The sequence below is a fragment of the Spirosoma sp. SC4-14 genome (assembly GCF_037201965.1).
Lineage (GTDB): Bacteria > Bacteroidota > Bacteroidia > Cytophagales > Spirosomataceae > Spirosoma.
In genome coordinates this window covers 5,960,156-5,976,371 of the sequence record NZ_CP147518.1, presented here as the reverse complement: position 1 = coordinate 5,976,371, position 16,216 = coordinate 5,960,156, and the positions used below count along the sequence as shown (strand labels likewise).

Sequence of the window (16,216 nt, the reverse complement as noted above, 5' to 3'; positions counted from 1 at the left end):
AAATTATGGTCTGTCATTGGCATTGTTCGGCAATCGTTGTATGTTCAGCAATCAATGACAACCTGATAAACTGAATGGCTGAAAACGATACGTTTCCTGCTTCCCGCCGTACCGAAGTTCTTGCCGGCGTGTCCACCTTTCTGGCAACGATGTATATTATCGTCGTGAATCCGTCTATTTTGAGTCAGGCGGGGTTGCCGTTTAGTGGTGTTCTGACGGCTACAGTCCTGCTTTCTTTTTTCTGTAGTCTGATGATGGGGCTCTATGCCCGGAATCCGATAGTGGTAGCCCCCGGAATGGGCCTGAACGCATTCTTTACTTTTACGGCGGTTAAAGGCATGGGGTTAACGCCCGAAATTGCGCTGGGAGCTGTGTTCTGGGCGGGTGTTCTGTTCTTGTTGCTATCTGTTCTGAACGTTCGATCGGCCATTGTGCGGATTATTCCGCTACCGATCCGGTATGCAGTTTCGGCAGGCATCGGATTGTTTATTACCCTGATTGGCTTCGAAAATGCCAAATTCATCATTGCTAATCCGGCCACATTAGTTAGTGTCGCTCATCTGAGCGACCCAATTGTGCTGACATTTGTATTTGGGTTATTGCTAACCAGCATACTGGTTGTGAAAGATGTGCCAGGGGCTATTATTATTGGCATAGTTCTGACTACCCTGGCTGCCTGGCCCATTGGCCGATATTGGGGTGATGCATCGGCCGTTAATTTCGGGCAGAAAACGCTGGTGAACATTCAGGGGTTTTGGGCCGCTCCAGATTTTTCGCTGATCGGTAAACTGGATCTGGCGAACTCCCTGTCGTGGTCGTTGTGGCCAGTTATTTTCGCGTTTGCCTTCACCGATCTGTTCGATAGCCTATCGACGTTTGTCGGCGTTGCCGAAGCGGGTGGGTTGCAGGGGGCCGATGGGCAACCCCGCAACCTGAACCGTTCGTTGCTGACCGATGCTGTATCGACTACGCTGGCGGGAGTGCTGGGAACCAGCCCCGGAACGGCCTATATCGAATCGGCCGTCGGTATAGCGCAGGGCGGGCGAACGGGCTTAACCGCTATCGTAGCAGGCAGTTGTTTTCTGCCGTTTCTGTTTTTATCGCCGTTGCTATCGGTTATTCCGGCTATTGCAACGGCTCCGGCGCTGGTTTTGGTAGGTGCCTTTATGATGAAGCCCGTTACACGCATTGCCTGGGGCCAGCTCGATGATGCCTTGCCTGCGTTTTTGGCGCTGGTTCTGATTCCGTTCAGTTACTCGATCACACAGGGTCTGATTTGGGGATTTTTGTCGTGGACGGTCATTAAACTTGCCGTTGGCAAGAGCCGCGAAGTTCCGTTAGGACTGTGGGTGGTCGATGTGTTTTGTGTGTTGGCTCTAACGACTGGGCATTGAACGCTCGGGAAAATAGCTGGCTTAAGTCTATGTCAATACGACGGTGTAACCCTGTGTTTATAGGATTTCTATATACCCTTCGGTGCCATGCACACGGATTCGTTGCCCGTCTCTGATAAGCCTGGTTGCTTTGTCTACGCCAACTACCGCAGGTAAGCCATATTCACGGGCAATAACGGCTCCATGCGTCATCAGGCCACCAACTTCGGTGACCAGCCCTTTTATGGCTACAAATAAAGGTGTCCAGCTCGGGTCTGTAAAGGGGGTGACCAGTATATCACCTTCTTGCAGGTCGGCATCTGCCATATTCAGAATAACCCGCGCCCGTCCTTCAATAACACCCGCCGAAACGGCCAGACCGACAATAGCACCAGCCGGGAGATTGTCACGGTTGTACTGCCCGGTAAGAATTTCGCCATCCGATGTGAACACCCGTGGTGGAGTTAGTTTTTCATAATGCCTGAACTCCTCTTTCCGACGATTGATCAGTTCAGAATCCAGTGTATGAGTGCGTATGACTTCGCGCAGTTCCTCGAACGTCAGGTAATAAATATCGTCTTTTTCGCCAATAACTCTGGCCTGTATAAGCCGTTCGGCTTCGTTCAGTAATGCCTGCTTGTATATGAAGTAGCGACTGACGATGCCATATTTTGGGTATTCGCGATACCCGGCCAGAGTACGAACCAGATCGATCATTCGACTAGTCTCTCTGGCTTTTTCTTCTCCATCGGGCAGTTGCTTCAGCCGGGCTAAAATCTCCTGCTTTTTGGCCATTGCTTCCTGTAAACCCCGCTCAAATTTTCGACCGCTTTCGCCGGGTTCGAAATTTTTAATGTTGGTGAGAATTACGGGTATAAGCGTAGCTGGGTTTTCGCTCCAGCGGGTTCGCGTAATGTCGATTTCTCCCGCACAGCGCATTCCATATTTGCTCAGAAAAGCATTGATAGCGTTCTGAACTTCATGGCCTCCCTTAAACTTGCCCAGATCATTCAGAAAGGTATTGCCTTTACGTTGTTGTAAATACGCGACTATTTCGGGATAAGGACGAATCACATCGGCCACATCCAGCAGTGCCAGCCCCATTTCCGACGTAATGTTGTTGGGTACCGATTGCGTAAGTATATCGGCTATCGCCTTTTCGCCCAGCCACGTCTCTATATGTTCGTTGAGCCAGGAGGATGCATTCATGGCCGTCATGATTACGCCAAAACTTTGCGAATCACCAACCCCTCTTTTTAATTGCCGGGTAGCTTCCTGAATAAAATCAATCAGGTTTGTGCCTGATTTCGATTGAATAGTCTGTTTTAACTCGGCTATTGATGCTTCACTCCGCCCGATCAATTCCGAAACAATAGCCGGATCGTAATCCGCCAGGGTTTGATAATCGACGGGCGGTGGACCCTGATTGCTTTTATCGGGAATCGGGTCCTGTTGCTCATCGGGTAACGATCTGATAAAATCGCCACGCTCCAGAATCGTTATGAATGCGTCTCTGATGAGCGGGTCCGATTTGCCCAGAACATTGATAAGCATGTTTCGTTTAACCGGTGATGCCAGATCATCGGCAACATCCACAAACATCCGTCCGCCCGCTGTAGGCATCGGTCGACCCGCCGTTAACTGCCACATCGATATGCCCAAGGGCTTCATCGCATCGGTCATCATTTGCTGGTGACCAACCGATACATAGACATGATTTTTACCGTCAGTTGCTTCAGGAATGGGATATAGTGTTGTGATTGGCCGACTCTGGACGATATAAATTGTGTCGTCTGTCAGACACCATTCAATGTCCTGAGGCTGACCGAAATGCGCTTCGATTTTTCGCCCGATGCGTTCCAACCGCAAAAGCTGGCTATCTGGCAGCGTCTGAAGATTTTGCCGTTCTGGCTCAATTGTCTGTTCGGTTGTGCCGCCCGCTTTAAGGGCGTAAATAGCCCGTTTCTTGGTAGAGACCTTTTTTTCGATAATTTCGCCATTACGCACTTTGTACGTATCCGCATTGACCAAACCGGAGACCAACGCTTCGCCAAGACCGAAACTGGCGTCGATGGATACCACCTTCCGGTTTCCTGTGACGGGATCGGCGGTAAACAGTATACCTGCTACCTGCGGAAATGCCATTTTTTGCACCACCACCGCCAGCCGGACTTTGCGGTGGGCAAAGTGGTTTTGGATGCGGTAGATTACAGCCCGCTCGGTAAACAGCGATGCCCAGCACCGGCTAATGTGCTGTAGGATGGCAGTTTTTCCGACGATGTTCAAATACGTATCCTGCTGACCGGCAAAGGAAGCAGTAGGCAAATCTTCGGCCGTAGCACTTGATCGAACAGCGTAGGCATCCTGGTCGCCAAACTTTTTGAGATACTCCGCAATCGCTTCGACTATGGGCTCAGAAATGGGTATGTTTTCGATAGCGGTACGGATTTTGGCGCTGGTGTCACATATTGCTTTCTGATCAGTTAGTGTCAGAATGGCCAACTCATCGAGTAGTGAATGAATGGCTTCGTTCTGCTCAATTAGGTCGATATAGGCTTTCGTTGTTACACAAAAGCCTTCGGGCACTTGTATGCCCTCAATCCGGGATAACTCACCAAGGTTCGCGGCTTTCCCGCCAACAAGGCTTAGGTCTGTTTTGGTTATAGATTGAAAATCAAGTGTGTATGCATTCATAGCGTCAATAAGTCAAAGAGCGGAAGAATGAAGGAGTGAAAAGGTGAATAGCGTATTGTCTTTCACTCTTTCATTCTTTGAATTGTCTCATTCATCAGATCAATTGCTTTCACGAAGTAGGTTTCGATAATTTTGCGCTCTTCGGCCGGGAATTCCCCAATAAGTTGTGCCGACTTGCTTCGGAATTCCCGATAAAGCGGTTCTAAGAGGGCCATTATCGTTTCTGTGATTGGCTCAATGAGCACCTTCCGACGGTCGTCTTCGGCAAAGCGCCGTTTCACCAGATTTTTTTTTTCAAACCGGTCAATCAACCCCGTAACAGCACCGGTTGTTAAGCCGGTTAACGCGGCAAGTTCGCCTGCTGTCATCTGCCCTTTTTCGATCAAAAATCCCAGATATTTATGGTCAGTACCCGAAAGTCCTGCCTTTCGGGCAACGGCTTCGTGCATCTGAATAGATGTGTAGGCATAAAGTTGGCTAAGTTTCCTTGTGGATCTGATCGCATCATTGTCCATTGTATATCTTAGTATCTAAATATCTTAGTTGCAAAGATAATTGAATATAATGAAATAAACCCTATACTCGTCTGCAATGTTAAGGAGGAGATTTGAGGCTCGTATCACAGCCACGGATCGCAGTTATCGACGATACAATTGCCATTCACCCCTTGGCCTGCGAAGGGGTAGCATTGTAAAGGCAGCAGTTCCCTGGATGGTTGGTAGCCTCATGTTGCGCATTTTGTATGGATGGGGGGGCTGCCAAAATTACCTATCTGCTCACGCAAACCCCATTGGTGAAGGTCTTTCCCATTAAGGCTCCCATAGTTCAATCTTGTTGCCCTCGGCGTCCATAATATGGACAAATTTACCGTAGTCGTAGGTTGTAATATTGTCCAGTATGGTTACCCCGTTTTCTTTGAGTTTACTTACAAGTCCTTCAATGTTCTGAACCCGGTAATTAATCATAAAATCTTTTTGGGAGGGAGAAAAATAATCGTCTCCTGTTTTAAAAGGGCTCCATTGCAGGGAGTTTATCTCGTCTGGTCTATCAATGTCTCTGGATTCAAAACTTGCCGAACCCCAAGCATTGATTTCAAACCCTAAATTTTTAGCATACCATTCTTTTGTTGCCTGCAGATTGTCTGAAAAAAAGAAAATGCCACCAATTCCCGTCACCTTTGGTGTTGTATCGATGGGGGGAGTTGCGTTGTCGGTTTGGTCTTTTTTGTCTTCCATATGATTTGTTTTGAACTACAGTCTGGCGGTACAACCGAACTGGTGGACCTGCTACCTTTGAGTGGAGACTTTTTAGGCAAATTTGGGAAAATAACCTCAATTTGACTAGGGTCAACCGACCGCAATGGCCTTTAAGTTTAAGGGTTGGTAAGATTCTGGGAATAGGCTATGCGGTCTTGTGCGTCGCAAATGCCGACGAGCTTTTTTATAACTTATAGCTCACAACATAACTCTTTCTCGACCGTCAGTTCATATTTGCCGTTGGCGGTGGAGCGGACCTGGGCTTGCTTACAAAGGGGGTTGGTTTTGCTTTTGAAGCGGAGGGTTCCGGCGGCTCTGGTTACCTTGATTCCTTGCTCGCTGCAATAGACACGTACATCACCATCGGAGAAATGCTTTCTAATCGTTGCGCCTGATTTCTCAAGATTTCTGTGTAGTTCAGAGTATTTGTCTTGCTATGGCAAAAGGTTTATTTAAGGATTTAGTTGGGCGAAATTGCCGGTAATGGTTCTGAACTTGGCGTAGTGGAGAAGTTGAACCCTGCACAAGTGTTTCATAGACGCACCGGTTCGGCCGCCATATTGCCAAACCGATGTTAGTGGTTCGTTGTTTATTTTGTCGTTATAAAGGCATAAATCCATTTCCTAAACTTTTTTCGTCCATACCTACAAATGAATAATGTCGTGGCAAAAACCAACTTATTGTCTTAATAGCCAAATAGGGGTCAACTACGTCCGTATATAATGTCATTTTTAGTAGTAAGTAGTAAGGTTGCTGTGGACCATACAATTTTAAGATTATTGCAGATGGCTCAGCAGTTCGTTGACCATAATGGGTGATCCGATGTACAGGGGCGTGCGCTGATGCAGACTGGTTGGCACAATGTCGAGAATGGACTGCTGACCATCTGAGGCCAGACATCCAGCTTTTTCGGCCAGAAAAGCCAGCGGGAAGGCTTCATATAGCAGGCGCAGTTTTCCATCGCGGTTCTTTTTGGTGGGCGGGTATAGATAGATGCCGCCTTTCAGCAGGTTGCGGTGGAAATCGCCAACGAGCGAACCGATGTAACGGGCGGTGTATTGCTTTTTCCGGCAACTGGTCAGGTAATCCTGAACACCCTGATCGTAGCTGTTTATATTGCCGTCGTTGCAGGAATAAATCTGCCCATCAACCGGGCTATGAATATCGGGGTGTGATAAAATAAACTCGCCCAGCGAAGCATCATAGGTGAAACCGTTGGCACTGTGGCCAGTTGTATAGACCAGAATCGTCGACGAGCCATACAGAATATAACCAGCCGCTACCTGTTGCCGACCGCCTTGCAGAAAATCGGATAGGGCTGGTTGCGAGCCAATTGGTGTGACGCGCCGATAAATGGAAAATATGGTACCGATGGATACATTCACATCAATGTTGGAGGAGCCATCGAGTGGGTCGATAGCAACCACGTATTTGCCGTTGTTATTGCCCGTAAAAATGATGTCTTCGTCTTCTTCCGATATGATTGCACAGGCTTCTCCGCCGTTTTTCAGAGCGCGGCAAAAGCGGATGTTGGCAATCATGTCGAGCTTCTGCTGACTCTCTCCCTGCACGTTCTGAATTCCCATGCCGCCCGTAAGGTCGATAAGGCCCGCCCGATTCACTTCGCGGTGGATGATTTTACCCGCCAGCGCAATGTCGCGGAGCAGTTGCGATAGTTCGCCGGTGGCATACGGGAAGGCCGTTTGGCGGTGCATGATATACCGGTCGAGCGTTACGCCAACGGGTAAGGCTAGTGGGTGCGAAGCAGTAATTTCCATTTGTTGAACGTCCATAAGTAGTTGAAAAAAGAGTGAAAGAATGAAAGAGTCAGAGGCCTTATGGAGCAGCGCTCTTTTACTCTTTAATAAACGGCGCAACGATCTGAACCAGACTGGCAACGCGGTCGCGCAGAACGGTGGCGTTCGCGCTTTGCCCCGAGAAGAGCTGCGACCCGATGCCAACGGCCGTAACGCCCGCCCGGAACCAGGACGACAGACTATCGATAGTTGGTTCGACTCCGCCCGTGACCATCAATTTAAGCGATGGAATAGGGCCTTTGATGGCTTTGATAAAATCGGGACCAACCACATTGCCCGGAAACACTTTGACCAGATCGGCCCCCAATAGTGTAGCCTGATAAATTTCGTTCAGCGTTGTGCCAGCAGGCATCCAGGCAATACCTCGTTTCTTGCAAACATCGCCAACCGCCGGTGTCGTTATGGGCTGAACCACAAAGTCGGCTCCGGCATCCAGAAACTTTTCAGCATCGTCGGGTGTCAGAATCGTACCAATGCCGATGGCCATATCAGGACAGTTTTGCCGAACATAACCGACCAGTTGCGTAAAAACCGGCAGAGCCTGCGCTCCCCGATTCGTAAACTCGAATACGCGCAATCCACCATCGTAGCAAGCCTGAACAATGGCCTGAGCCTGCTCGGCATCGGCATGGTAAAAGACCGGAACAATAGGATGCCGAACGATGAGGTCGAGAATGGTATCTGTTGAGAATGCAGGCATACTAAAGTTGGGTTAAAAAGTGGCTGATTGTAAGCGAGTTGTAATGTCGGTAATCGACTGGTTTGTTGCATCGCCCATCTGCTGTAATTTACCGAATGCCGCAGCAGTAGCAAACTCAATCACCGATTGCGGAGCTTCCTGCCGATAAAGGCCGTAGATCAGACCCGCCATAAAACAGTCGCCACTCCCAACCCGATCAACGACCGAGTCGGTGAAGTATTCCGAAGAAACATACTGCTGCCCATTCACGTGCAAGGTTGTGTAGTAGTGCAGTCCGGCTGGCAGCATATCGAAACGAAATGTATTGGCCACTACCTTACAGCGGGGAAAACGTTCCTGAATTGCTTCTGAAGTAGCCAGAGCGTGCGCTAACAGCTCGTTTTTGTCTTCCCGAATATGAATCTGAGGATCGACCGGAATTCCCAGCAGTGTATTGGCGGCCCAGATATTGCCCATCACTACAGTACAGTAGTCGACCAGCTCCGGCATAATCTCCACAGGCGTCTTTCCATATTGCCACAACCGGGCGCGGTAATTCAAATCGATGGAAATCGTAATGCCTTTTGCCGACGCTACGGCCAGCAATTCTTTGCAGGTTGCTGCAACATTCGCATTCAGGGCTGGGCTAATGGCGCTGATGTGCAGCCAGCTTGTATCCTGCAAAATAGTGTCCCAATCGACCTTGCCCGGAGCCAGTTCCGAAAATGCCGAATGAGCCCGGTCGTAGATGACACCCGCGTTTTTCAGATCCGTTCCCTGGGGCAGGTAATAAGTACCAACCCGTTGCCCGAATCGGACAATGCCACTGGGGTCGATGCCTTTATCGACAACATAGCTGATAATATCGTCGGCTAATGAATTTTGGGGCAGAACAGTACTATAGCTGACCGGAACATGCCACTTAGCCAATGCCGTGGCCACATTCAGTTCGGCCCCTCCAACAAAAACGGGCATCGCTGCCTGTCGAATCCATTCGCCCTGAACAACCGGCGAAAAACGCAATAACAACTCTCCGAAACAGCAGACAGGCATAATTAATGAGTGAATTAGTGAATGAGCGAATGAGGGATAGGCGAATTAGCGAATAGAACTGTCAGAATCCATAACGAGCAACGCTTTATTCACTAATTCGCTACTCCGGCATCCCGGGCAATCACTCATTCACAATTGTTAAAGTGAAACTCCTCGTTTCCAGGGGATAAAATCATCCTGTCCGTGCCGAACAGCCGCTACTTCGAGGTCGCCACTAGCTACGCGGATAATGTGTTCCAGAATTCGTTCTCCGGCTTGCTGAATAGTTTCGTCGCCGTCGATAACCGTACCCGTATTGATGTCGATAATGTCGGGCATCCGGTTGGTAAGGGCTGTATTACTGGAAATTTTGATGACTGGTGCAATGGGGTTGCCAGTAGGTGTGCCGAGTCCGGTCGTGAACAAAACGACCGTTGCGCCCGAACCCACTTCAGCCGTTGTCGATTCCACGTCGTTGCCAGGTGTACAGAGCAGATTCAGGCCTGGTTTGGTCACCAGTTCGGGATAATCTAAGACGGCTGCAACGGGCGATGTGCCTCCTTTTTTTGAGGCTCCGGCCGATTTCATGGCGTCGGTAATGAGCCCATCGCGGATGTTGCCGGGGGAGGGGTTCATGTCGAATCCCGAACCGACTTCTTTGGCACGCTGGGCGTAAGTGCTCATCAGTTCCCGGAATCGACGGGCCGTTTCTGCATCGACACAACGATCGCAAAGTTCCTGTTCGACCCCACAAAGCTCCGGAAACTCCGATAGAATAACCGTGCCGCCCAATGCCACCAGCAAATCCGACGCATGGCCAACGGCCGGATTGGCTGAAATGCCCGAAAAACCATCCGAGCCACCACATTCCAGTCCAACCGTAAGTGTGTTCAGTGGAACCGGCTCACGAACGCAGGCATTGGCCTGCATCAGTCCGGCAAAGGTTTGCCGCAAGGCCTGACCGATCAGCGATTCTTCGGTGCCAGCCGTTTGCTGTTCCAGCACATAGAGTGGTTTGCTGAATTGTGGACTCCGCTTCTGAATTTCTTCCTGCAACATGGCCACCTGTGCGTTCTGACAGCCGAGGCTAAGCACTGTAGCGCCAGCCACATTGGGATGAGTGATATAGCCAGCCAGCAATCCGCAGAGCGCCTGGGCATCCTGCCGGGTGCCGCCACACCCGCCATCGTGTGCCAGAAATTTCACGCCATCGACATTGGGGAATAACCGTAGCGACTTGCGGTCGAGACTGCCAAAGGACTGGGAGGCTTCGCCCAGATCGGCCTGTAATACCTCTTCAACCGTATGGCCAGCCTGTACCAATGCCTTCAGTTCCTGCGTCTGGTTCTGATAGGTATGCCTCCGGGCATAGCCCAGGTCGTTTACCAGTGCTTCTTCCAGCACCTGAATGTTTCGGTTTTCGCAGAACACCAGGGGGACAACAAGCCAATAGTTGGCCGTTCCAACGCGCCCATCTGTCCGACGATATCCCATATACGTCATGTCCGCCCAACGGCTGACTTCAGGTGCCTGCCACTGATAGGACGAAGTATGTAAGTCGTAGCTGTTAGTCGCGTGCTGCACGTTGAAGGTGGTTAGTCGGCCCCCCTGCTGAATGGGTTGCTTTGCTTTGCCGACCAGTACGCCATACATTGTAATTGGATCGCCCGGTTCGAACGCCGTAATGGCTACTTTGTGTTTTGCCGGAATTTCTTCGGTGGTGGTCAGCCTACTGCCTTCCCATTGGATTTGTTTACCTGCGGGGAGATCGGTCAGGGCAACCAGAACCGAATCGTCGGGATGTATTTTTAATACGATTTGTTTCATTTGGCTAAAGCTTCGAAACGATCGAAGTGAGTAGATACAGCGGCCTGTACGCCGTTTTCAAGAAATTGTTCGAGATAAGCTGCAACTGATTCGGCAAAGCCGGGTAACTGGCTGAGGTCGTGACCCCATAGCGTTGTGTTTTGTAATACGGTTTGTGTTAGTTCCTGCGGTGCCAGACGAGTCCACAGATCGGCAAAGTAACTGGCCTGCGCATCGTAAATTGGGTAGCTTTCGCCGTTGCGGTTGCCATACCAAACCTCATCCTGCTGGTGAGTTGCTTTCATAAATAGCAGATAGGCCGCAAACCCAAGCGATATATAACGGGGAGTAACACCTAACTGCTCATAATAGTGGAGTAGCGTTGGCACGTTCCGCATGTGCATTTTAGCCGAATACTGCATCGTAATGGCTAGCCAGCGGTGCTCGATGAATGGGTTTCGGAAACGGTCAAGTACCTGGAAACCAAATCGCTGAGCGGTTTTTTCGTCGATGGGGTAAGGGATGCCCGGTACTAGCTCGGCCATCATAACACTGCTGATAAAAGCCGACATTCGGTCGTTTTCCATCGCTTCGCGAACGGTGTCGAAACCGCTCAGAAAAGCCAGTCCACAGCTTAGTGTATGGGTTCCGTTGAGGAGTCGTAGCTTCAGCTCACGGAAGAGGTCGATATTGGGACGAATAATAACATTGTCGTCGGCCCGGTGAAAAGATAAAACGTCCCGAACGTGCTCGTCGCCTTCAATAGCCCACAGGCGATACACTTCTGAAATAGTCAGTAGCTCGTCTTCATAGCCCAGTTGTTCGGTCAGCGCGTGTTGTGTAGCGGGGTCAGGCCGACCCGGCACAATCCGGTCGACCAGCGAATTGCAGCAGGTATTTGCGTTTTCGAGCCAATCGATAAAGCTACTTTCGAGGCCGTTGAGGTGGGCCAGTTCCAGCAAAATGGCTTTCAGTTTGGTTCCGTTTTCTGGAATCAGTTCAGTAGGTACAATTACTAGTCCTTTGCTGGGGTCGCCGTTAAATGCTTGATAGCGAGCATATAATACCGCTAGTAGTTTGCCCGGAAACGACTGAGGAGGGGTTTGCCGAATGTTGTCCTGCACGAGCTGAATGCCCACTTCGGTCGTATTTGAAATAACGATCTGAAGATCGGGGTTGGCAGCCACCTGCAAAATTGTTTGCCAGTGTTGCCTGGCCGACAAAACGCGGCTAATGGACGAACAAACTACATTTTGCTCGATCAGCCGATGATTTTCGACACCCCGAATGCAAAGCGTGTACAGATTGTCCTGCCGCTCGAAAGCGGTCATATCACCACCGTCGGTCGACTTTACAACAACAATTCGGCCATTAAAAATACCCTGCTGGTTTGCTTTGTCGATCAGGAAATCGGGGAGGCCACGCAGCAAAACCCCCGTGCCAAACTGAAGAACCCGCTCCGGCAGATGCGGTAGCGAACCGGCTGGCAAACTGACATCAATTTGCGGTTGGATAAAGGGTAGCGACTCAACAGATAAAAACTTCATAAACTTTTGTTATGTTATTAATGACAAATACCAAAGCTGGTGTACATCGTTTACGGTAGAATCGGCAATAAGACTATTGAACTAGCTGCTTTTGCGGAAAAAGAGGTGTTATTCTCCGCCCCTTTATTGAATTGACAGGCAAAGATTAAATAGTCTATTTTTTATATTGAAACATTTTAAGATAAATATTCACGCAAACGTTATCGGGAACGTTGCCGAATTTTCGGTATCCACCTGCAACCACAGAGTTTACCACCGATTAGTTGTATAGCAGGCTGATTTGCAATTTTGTAGCCTGTAACTACCATAAGGGCCCGCCTTTTTGTATAATGCTATTGGCTCCGTCTGCAACATCGATACGTCGCCAAAACCCATTTTTTTGCCGCTGATTACTGGATTCGTTTTTGTACTTTAATAATACGTCATTTTGGACACCATTACCATAAAAGACATTGCCCGTGCGTTGAATCTGTCGACTTCAACCATTTCCAGGGCGCTTCGGGATAGTTACGAAATCAACCCCGAAACCAAACGACTTGTCATTGAATATGCCGAGCGGCTCAACTACCGGCCCAATCCTATTGCGCTGAGTTTGCGCGAGAATCGGAGCCGGGCAATTGGGGTAATTGTGCCGCAGATTGCCAACAATTTCTTTTCGCAGGTGATCAACGGTATCGAAGCGATAGCCTACAATCGGGGGTATCATGTGATTATTTTTCAAAGCCACGAATCCTACGAACGCGAAATTGTGACGGTGCAGCAGGCTGTTGCCCGTAAGGCCGATGGCCTGCTGATTTCACTATCGAGCAGTACGTCCGATGTGCAGTATCTGCAACAGTTACAGGATAAAAAAATGCCGATTGTGCTGTTCGACCGGGTCTCGTCGGAACTGGAAACGCCCTGTGTGACGGCCGACAATGTAGCGGGTGCGTTTGAAGCGACCGAACATTTGATTCAGACGGGCCGTCGGCGGATTGCTCACATTACGATACCGGCCTATATCTCCATTGCGCAGGAACGGTTGGCTGGCTACCGGGCGGCCTTAGAAAAACATGGGATTCCGTATGACGAAAAACTGATACGCCATGCCGAATTTGGTCAGCCGGAAATTGATCCGATTGTCGATGAACTGCTGGCTGAGTCGCCAGATGCATTTCTGGCGGCCAGCGACCGGTTGGCTATTGGTTGCCTGGCAGCACTAAAAAAGCGGGAGATAGCCATACCCGACGCTATTTCGCTGATTGGTTTTACCAACACGCCCGTTGCCGATTTGCTGGCCCCATCCATGAGTACTGTGGAGCAACCGGCGCTCGAAATTGGGCAGGTGGCTGCCGAACAACTCATCGATCTGATTGAAGGCAAACCCAAAAAACCACAGCCCGGCGCGATTGTCAGAATTCCAACACGACTGAACCCTCGCACTTCAACAATGGGAATGGGTGTTGGAAATTAGTCATTGGTCACTGGAACGAGGCTTTCCAGTGACCAGTGACCACTACAGCGCCGGATAGTTTTTGGCTGCATCGTCGAGGATAAGGACCCAATCGTTGCCGTAGCCTTTGGTGGGCGGGGTAAATTGTTTTGGCTGCTGGTTATTGAACGTACCCGCCGATTGCGTTTTGCCCGTACGTGGATCGAACCAGGTAGCGCTTATGGTTTTGCCCGAAATTTTACCGGGATGAACCGTGAAAGGCTTTCCAACGGCGCTGTAAATAAACGCATAATCGGTGCCGCGGGTGGCCTGAATCCGCTGGGGCGAACCAAGATTATTCTCAACAATCAGCGACTGATCGGGAACGCGGTTGAGCAGGGGGCGGGCCGTGATCAGTTTGCGAACAAATTTCATCTGATTCGCTCCGGGAAGTTCCAGTGCTTCCTGCCAGTACATATGCGGTCCATTGACGGCCGGGCGGCTAGAGCTATACATCTGCCAGATATCGTGGCAACCGTAGGTATGGCCATGCGCCCCTGCAAACAGGTCGAGGTAGGCATACACCCGCACGTCGTAGGCGTTGGAGGTGCCCAGATCTTTTACATTGAAGCAAACCGGATGGTCTTCATAGATCGGTTCGGCGTCCATGGTCGGTTTGGTGGGCTGACGGTTGTAGGATACGGTGATGTAGTCATACATTGGCGTGAATCGGCAGTGACCATTCTGGTGCATGTTGAAGTCGAACCAGTCGTCGTTCTGAAACCATTCAGACGATCCGCCTTCCATACCGTTCGGTTGCGGATGATACGACATCAGGGCCTTGTCGGCTCCTCCTACACCTTGCTGAATCCCTTCGGCCATGGCCCGCCAGATGGCTACATCCTGTGAACCGTTGCGCGGATTGCGATCGCCACCGAGTATCCAGACAATGTTTTCGCGGTTTTTGTATCGATTACCCAGGTAGTTGCCGTACACTTTGGCATTGGTTGGGGTAAAGATTTCGGGACCCTTACCCCAGGTATTTTTAAAAACTTTATCGCCCCAGGTTGGTAGAAAGGCAATAACGATTCCATACTGAGCAGCTTTGTCGACAATGTAATCGACGTGTTTGAAGTAGGCTTCGTTGGGTTTGGTGGGATCGTTGTTCTGAAGCGGAACCTCACCATAAGGGTTGGGTTCTTTCAGGCCATCGAATTCGGCCAGTGCCACGGCCTGCACCACCGTAAAGCCCTGCTCGGCCCGTCGTTTGAGGTACTTGTCGGCATCTTCACGATTGAGTCGGTGAAATAGCTCCCAGGCCGTATCACCCAGCCAGAAAAAGGGCGTACCGTCCTGATGAATCAGGTAGCGGTTGTTGTCGGATACTTTCAACCGTCCATGGCTAAAGGGTTGTTGCGCCAGCGCCAGTTCCTGACAAACTAGCAATGTGAGAAGCAGAATTTTTTTCATTGGAAAAGGGACAAGATTTTCTGGTTTAGGGTATTATGGCTTTACTGGTGAATGCAGTGATTTACAACGATTTTCGCAGGATCAACGCGCCCGGATTGGCTATTTTGGCGCGTTGGCGACTGGTCAGTAATTGCCCGGCGGTTTGTCCCATTCGCGCAAAATCGGTAGAAATAACGCTGATGCCACCCGCCAGAATTTCTTTCATCGGGGTGTCGTCGTAGGAGAGCAGACCAACCTCCTGGCCCAGCACCAGTCCCAACCGATTTACTTCTTTCAGAAAGTCGATCAGGTCGCGGTCGGTAAACAGCAGGCATACTTCGCCGGGTTGTACCAGCGCAGGCATATATGTATCAACAAGTCGTATTGGAAAATTGTAGTCCTGACCAAATCGCTGAAAGCCGGCCAGGAGGCTGGGTGGTATGTACTGAAAGCGATCTTTCGATTGGATGAGCGTAAGTCGGCGGTAGTGTCGAAGCCGTTCGTGTGCTGTTAAGAGAGCATTGTAAATATCCTGTTCAAAGTCCTGATAAACAGCCGCAAAGTCGCCCGGCAGATTGGGCAACGTCTGGTCGAGCAGCAGTAGCTTTTCGGGAGGAATCAATCCTGCCACGGCCGACACATCGCTGTCGAAATGAGGCATCAGCACATAGGCATTGAAACGGCCGAGGTTGTTCCGAACCAGCGTTTCGAAAACAGCCGGATTATAGTGATGGAAGAATATGCTCAGAGAGGCATCGGCTGGAAGAGCTGCTTTCAAGGCATCATATAGCGTTTCCTTATAGGCATTGAGCGTATCGAAAATAACCAGCACATTCAGCGAGGTGCGCACATTAGTGCTGGCTACATAAAATCCTTTACCATGATGCGACCGAATTACTCCGCGCTGGCGTAAATCTTCGTAAGCTTTGGCAACCGTAACTTTAGCAACCCTCTGCAAACTGGCCCATTCGCTGATCGATGGCAATTGCTGACCTAGTGCCAGCGTGCCCTGTTCAATGCCCGTTAGCACATATTCAATCAACTGCTGGTATTTGGGCTGATCGGCCGACTGATCGATAGTGCCTTCCTGCATGGCTTCGTTTTACTTGTCAGAGTTTTTTTACAGCAAGTAGAAAAATCGTTACTTTTTGC

12 protein-coding genes are annotated in these 16,216 nt (G+C 50.0%); 2 read left to right on the top strand and 10 right to left on the bottom strand.

From position 1 onward, the window contains the following. Positions 1-74 precede the first annotated feature (74 nt). Positions 75-1,394, top strand: a complete 1,320-nt coding sequence (locus WBJ53_RS24530) for an NCS2 family permease (RefSeq protein ID WP_338871107.1) — start codon at positions 75-77, stop codon at positions 1,392-1,394. A 57-nt stretch (positions 1,395-1,451) separates the two neighbouring features. Here WBJ53_RS24530 and ppsA read toward each other — a convergent pair whose 3' ends face one another. The 8 genes from ppsA to WBJ53_RS24490 form a co-directional block, all read right to left on the bottom strand. Then, a complete protein-coding gene (ppsA, locus tag WBJ53_RS24525; protein WP_338871105.1) occupies positions 1,452-4,067 on the bottom strand; it encodes a phosphoenolpyruvate synthase in 2,616 nt (871 codons plus the stop codon). A 62-nt stretch (positions 4,068-4,129) separates the two neighbouring features. Continuing rightward, positions 4,130-4,582 (bottom strand): MarR family transcriptional regulator, encoded by a 453-nt coding sequence (locus WBJ53_RS24520; RefSeq protein ID WP_338871102.1) that lies wholly within the window; start codon positions 4,580-4,582, stop codon positions 4,130-4,132. A gap of 294 nt (positions 4,583-4,876) precedes the next feature. Continuing rightward, positions 4,877-5,302 (bottom strand): VOC family protein, encoded by a 426-nt coding sequence (locus WBJ53_RS24515; RefSeq protein WP_338871100.1) that lies wholly within the window; start codon positions 5,300-5,302, stop codon positions 4,877-4,879. Between the two features lie 797 nt (positions 5,303-6,099). Further along, positions 6,100-7,101, bottom strand: coding sequence for a class 1 fructose-bisphosphatase (gene fbp / locus WBJ53_RS24510; RefSeq protein ID WP_338877230.1), 1,002 nt, complete (start codon positions 7,099-7,101; stop codon positions 6,100-6,102). A gap of 76 nt (positions 7,102-7,177) precedes the next feature. Continuing rightward, positions 7,178-7,840 carry a bifunctional 4-hydroxy-2-oxoglutarate aldolase/2-dehydro-3-deoxy-phosphogluconate aldolase gene (locus tag WBJ53_RS24505; protein ID WP_338871098.1) on the bottom strand — a complete coding sequence of 221 codons (663 nt, stop codon included), beginning with the start codon at positions 7,838-7,840 and terminating at the stop codon, positions 7,178-7,180. A 12-nt stretch (positions 7,841-7,852) separates the two neighbouring features. After that, positions 7,853-8,875 carry a sugar kinase gene (locus tag WBJ53_RS24500; RefSeq protein WP_338877229.1) on the bottom strand — a complete coding sequence of 341 codons (1,023 nt, stop codon included), beginning with the start codon at positions 8,873-8,875 and terminating at the stop codon, positions 7,853-7,855. Positions 8,876-9,010: 135 nt separating this feature from the next. Beyond that, complete coding sequence (locus tag WBJ53_RS24495; RefSeq protein WP_338871096.1) at positions 9,011-10,678, bottom strand: altronate dehydratase family protein; 1,668 nt, start codon at positions 10,676-10,678, stop codon at positions 9,011-9,013. Then, positions 10,675-12,204: a tagaturonate reductase gene (locus tag WBJ53_RS24490; protein ID WP_338871094.1), complete on the bottom strand. Its 1,530-nt coding sequence runs from the start codon at positions 12,202-12,204 to the stop codon at positions 10,675-10,677. The genes WBJ53_RS24495 and WBJ53_RS24490 overlap by 4 nt, the downstream gene beginning before the upstream one ends. A gap of 427 nt (positions 12,205-12,631) precedes the next feature. Between WBJ53_RS24490 and WBJ53_RS24485 the strand changes: the two genes are divergently transcribed. Further along, complete coding sequence (locus WBJ53_RS24485) at positions 12,632-13,657, top strand: LacI family DNA-binding transcriptional regulator (protein WP_338871092.1); 1,026 nt, start codon at positions 12,632-12,634, stop codon at positions 13,655-13,657. A 42-nt stretch (positions 13,658-13,699) separates the two neighbouring features. On the opposite strand, the gene WBJ53_RS24480 is transcribed toward WBJ53_RS24485, so the two are convergent. Both WBJ53_RS24480 and WBJ53_RS24475 read right to left on the bottom strand, forming a co-directional pair. Further along, positions 13,700-15,085, bottom strand: coding sequence for a glycoside hydrolase family 140 protein (locus WBJ53_RS24480; protein ID WP_338871090.1), 1,386 nt, complete (start codon positions 15,083-15,085; stop codon positions 13,700-13,702). A gap of 61 nt (positions 15,086-15,146) precedes the next feature. Further along, entirely contained in the window at positions 15,147-16,157 is a 1,011-nt protein-coding gene (locus WBJ53_RS24475) for a GntR family transcriptional regulator (RefSeq protein WP_338871088.1), read from the bottom strand. Between the last annotated feature and the right edge of the window lie 59 nt (positions 16,158-16,216).

Bases quoted from the DNA above. Each gene is read 5' to 3' on its own strand.
- WBJ53_RS24530 (WP_338871107.1), top strand. From the start codon at position 75: ATGGCTGAAAACGATACGTTTCCTGCTTCCCGCCGTACCGAAGTTCTT.
- ppsA (WP_338871105.1), bottom strand. From the start codon at position 4,067: ATGAATGCATACACACTTGATTTTCAATCTATAACCAAAACAGACCTA.
- WBJ53_RS24520 (WP_338871102.1), bottom strand. From the start codon at position 4,582: ATGGACAATGATGCGATCAGATCCACAAGGAAACTTAGCCAACTTTAT.
- WBJ53_RS24515 (WP_338871100.1), bottom strand. From the start codon at position 5,302: ATGGAAGACAAAAAAGACCAAACCGACAACGCAACTCCCCCCATCGAT.
- fbp (WP_338877230.1), bottom strand. From the start codon at position 7,101: ATGGAAATTACTGCTTCGCACCCACTAGCCTTACCCGTTGGCGTAACG.
- WBJ53_RS24505 (WP_338871098.1), bottom strand. From the start codon at position 7,840: ATGCCTGCATTCTCAACAGATACCATTCTCGACCTCATCGTTCGGCAT.
- WBJ53_RS24495 (WP_338871096.1), bottom strand. From the start codon at position 10,678: ATGAAACAAATCGTATTAAAAATACATCCCGACGATTCGGTTCTGGTT.
- WBJ53_RS24490 (WP_338871094.1), bottom strand. From the start codon at position 12,204: ATGAAGTTTTTATCTGTTGAGTCGCTACCCTTTATCCAACCGCAAATT.
- WBJ53_RS24480 (WP_338871090.1), bottom strand. From the start codon at position 15,085: ATGAAAAAAATTCTGCTTCTCACATTGCTAGTTTGTCAGGAACTGGCG.
- WBJ53_RS24475 (WP_338871088.1), bottom strand. From the start codon at position 16,157: ATGCAGGAAGGCACTATCGATCAGTCGGCCGATCAGCCCAAATACCAG.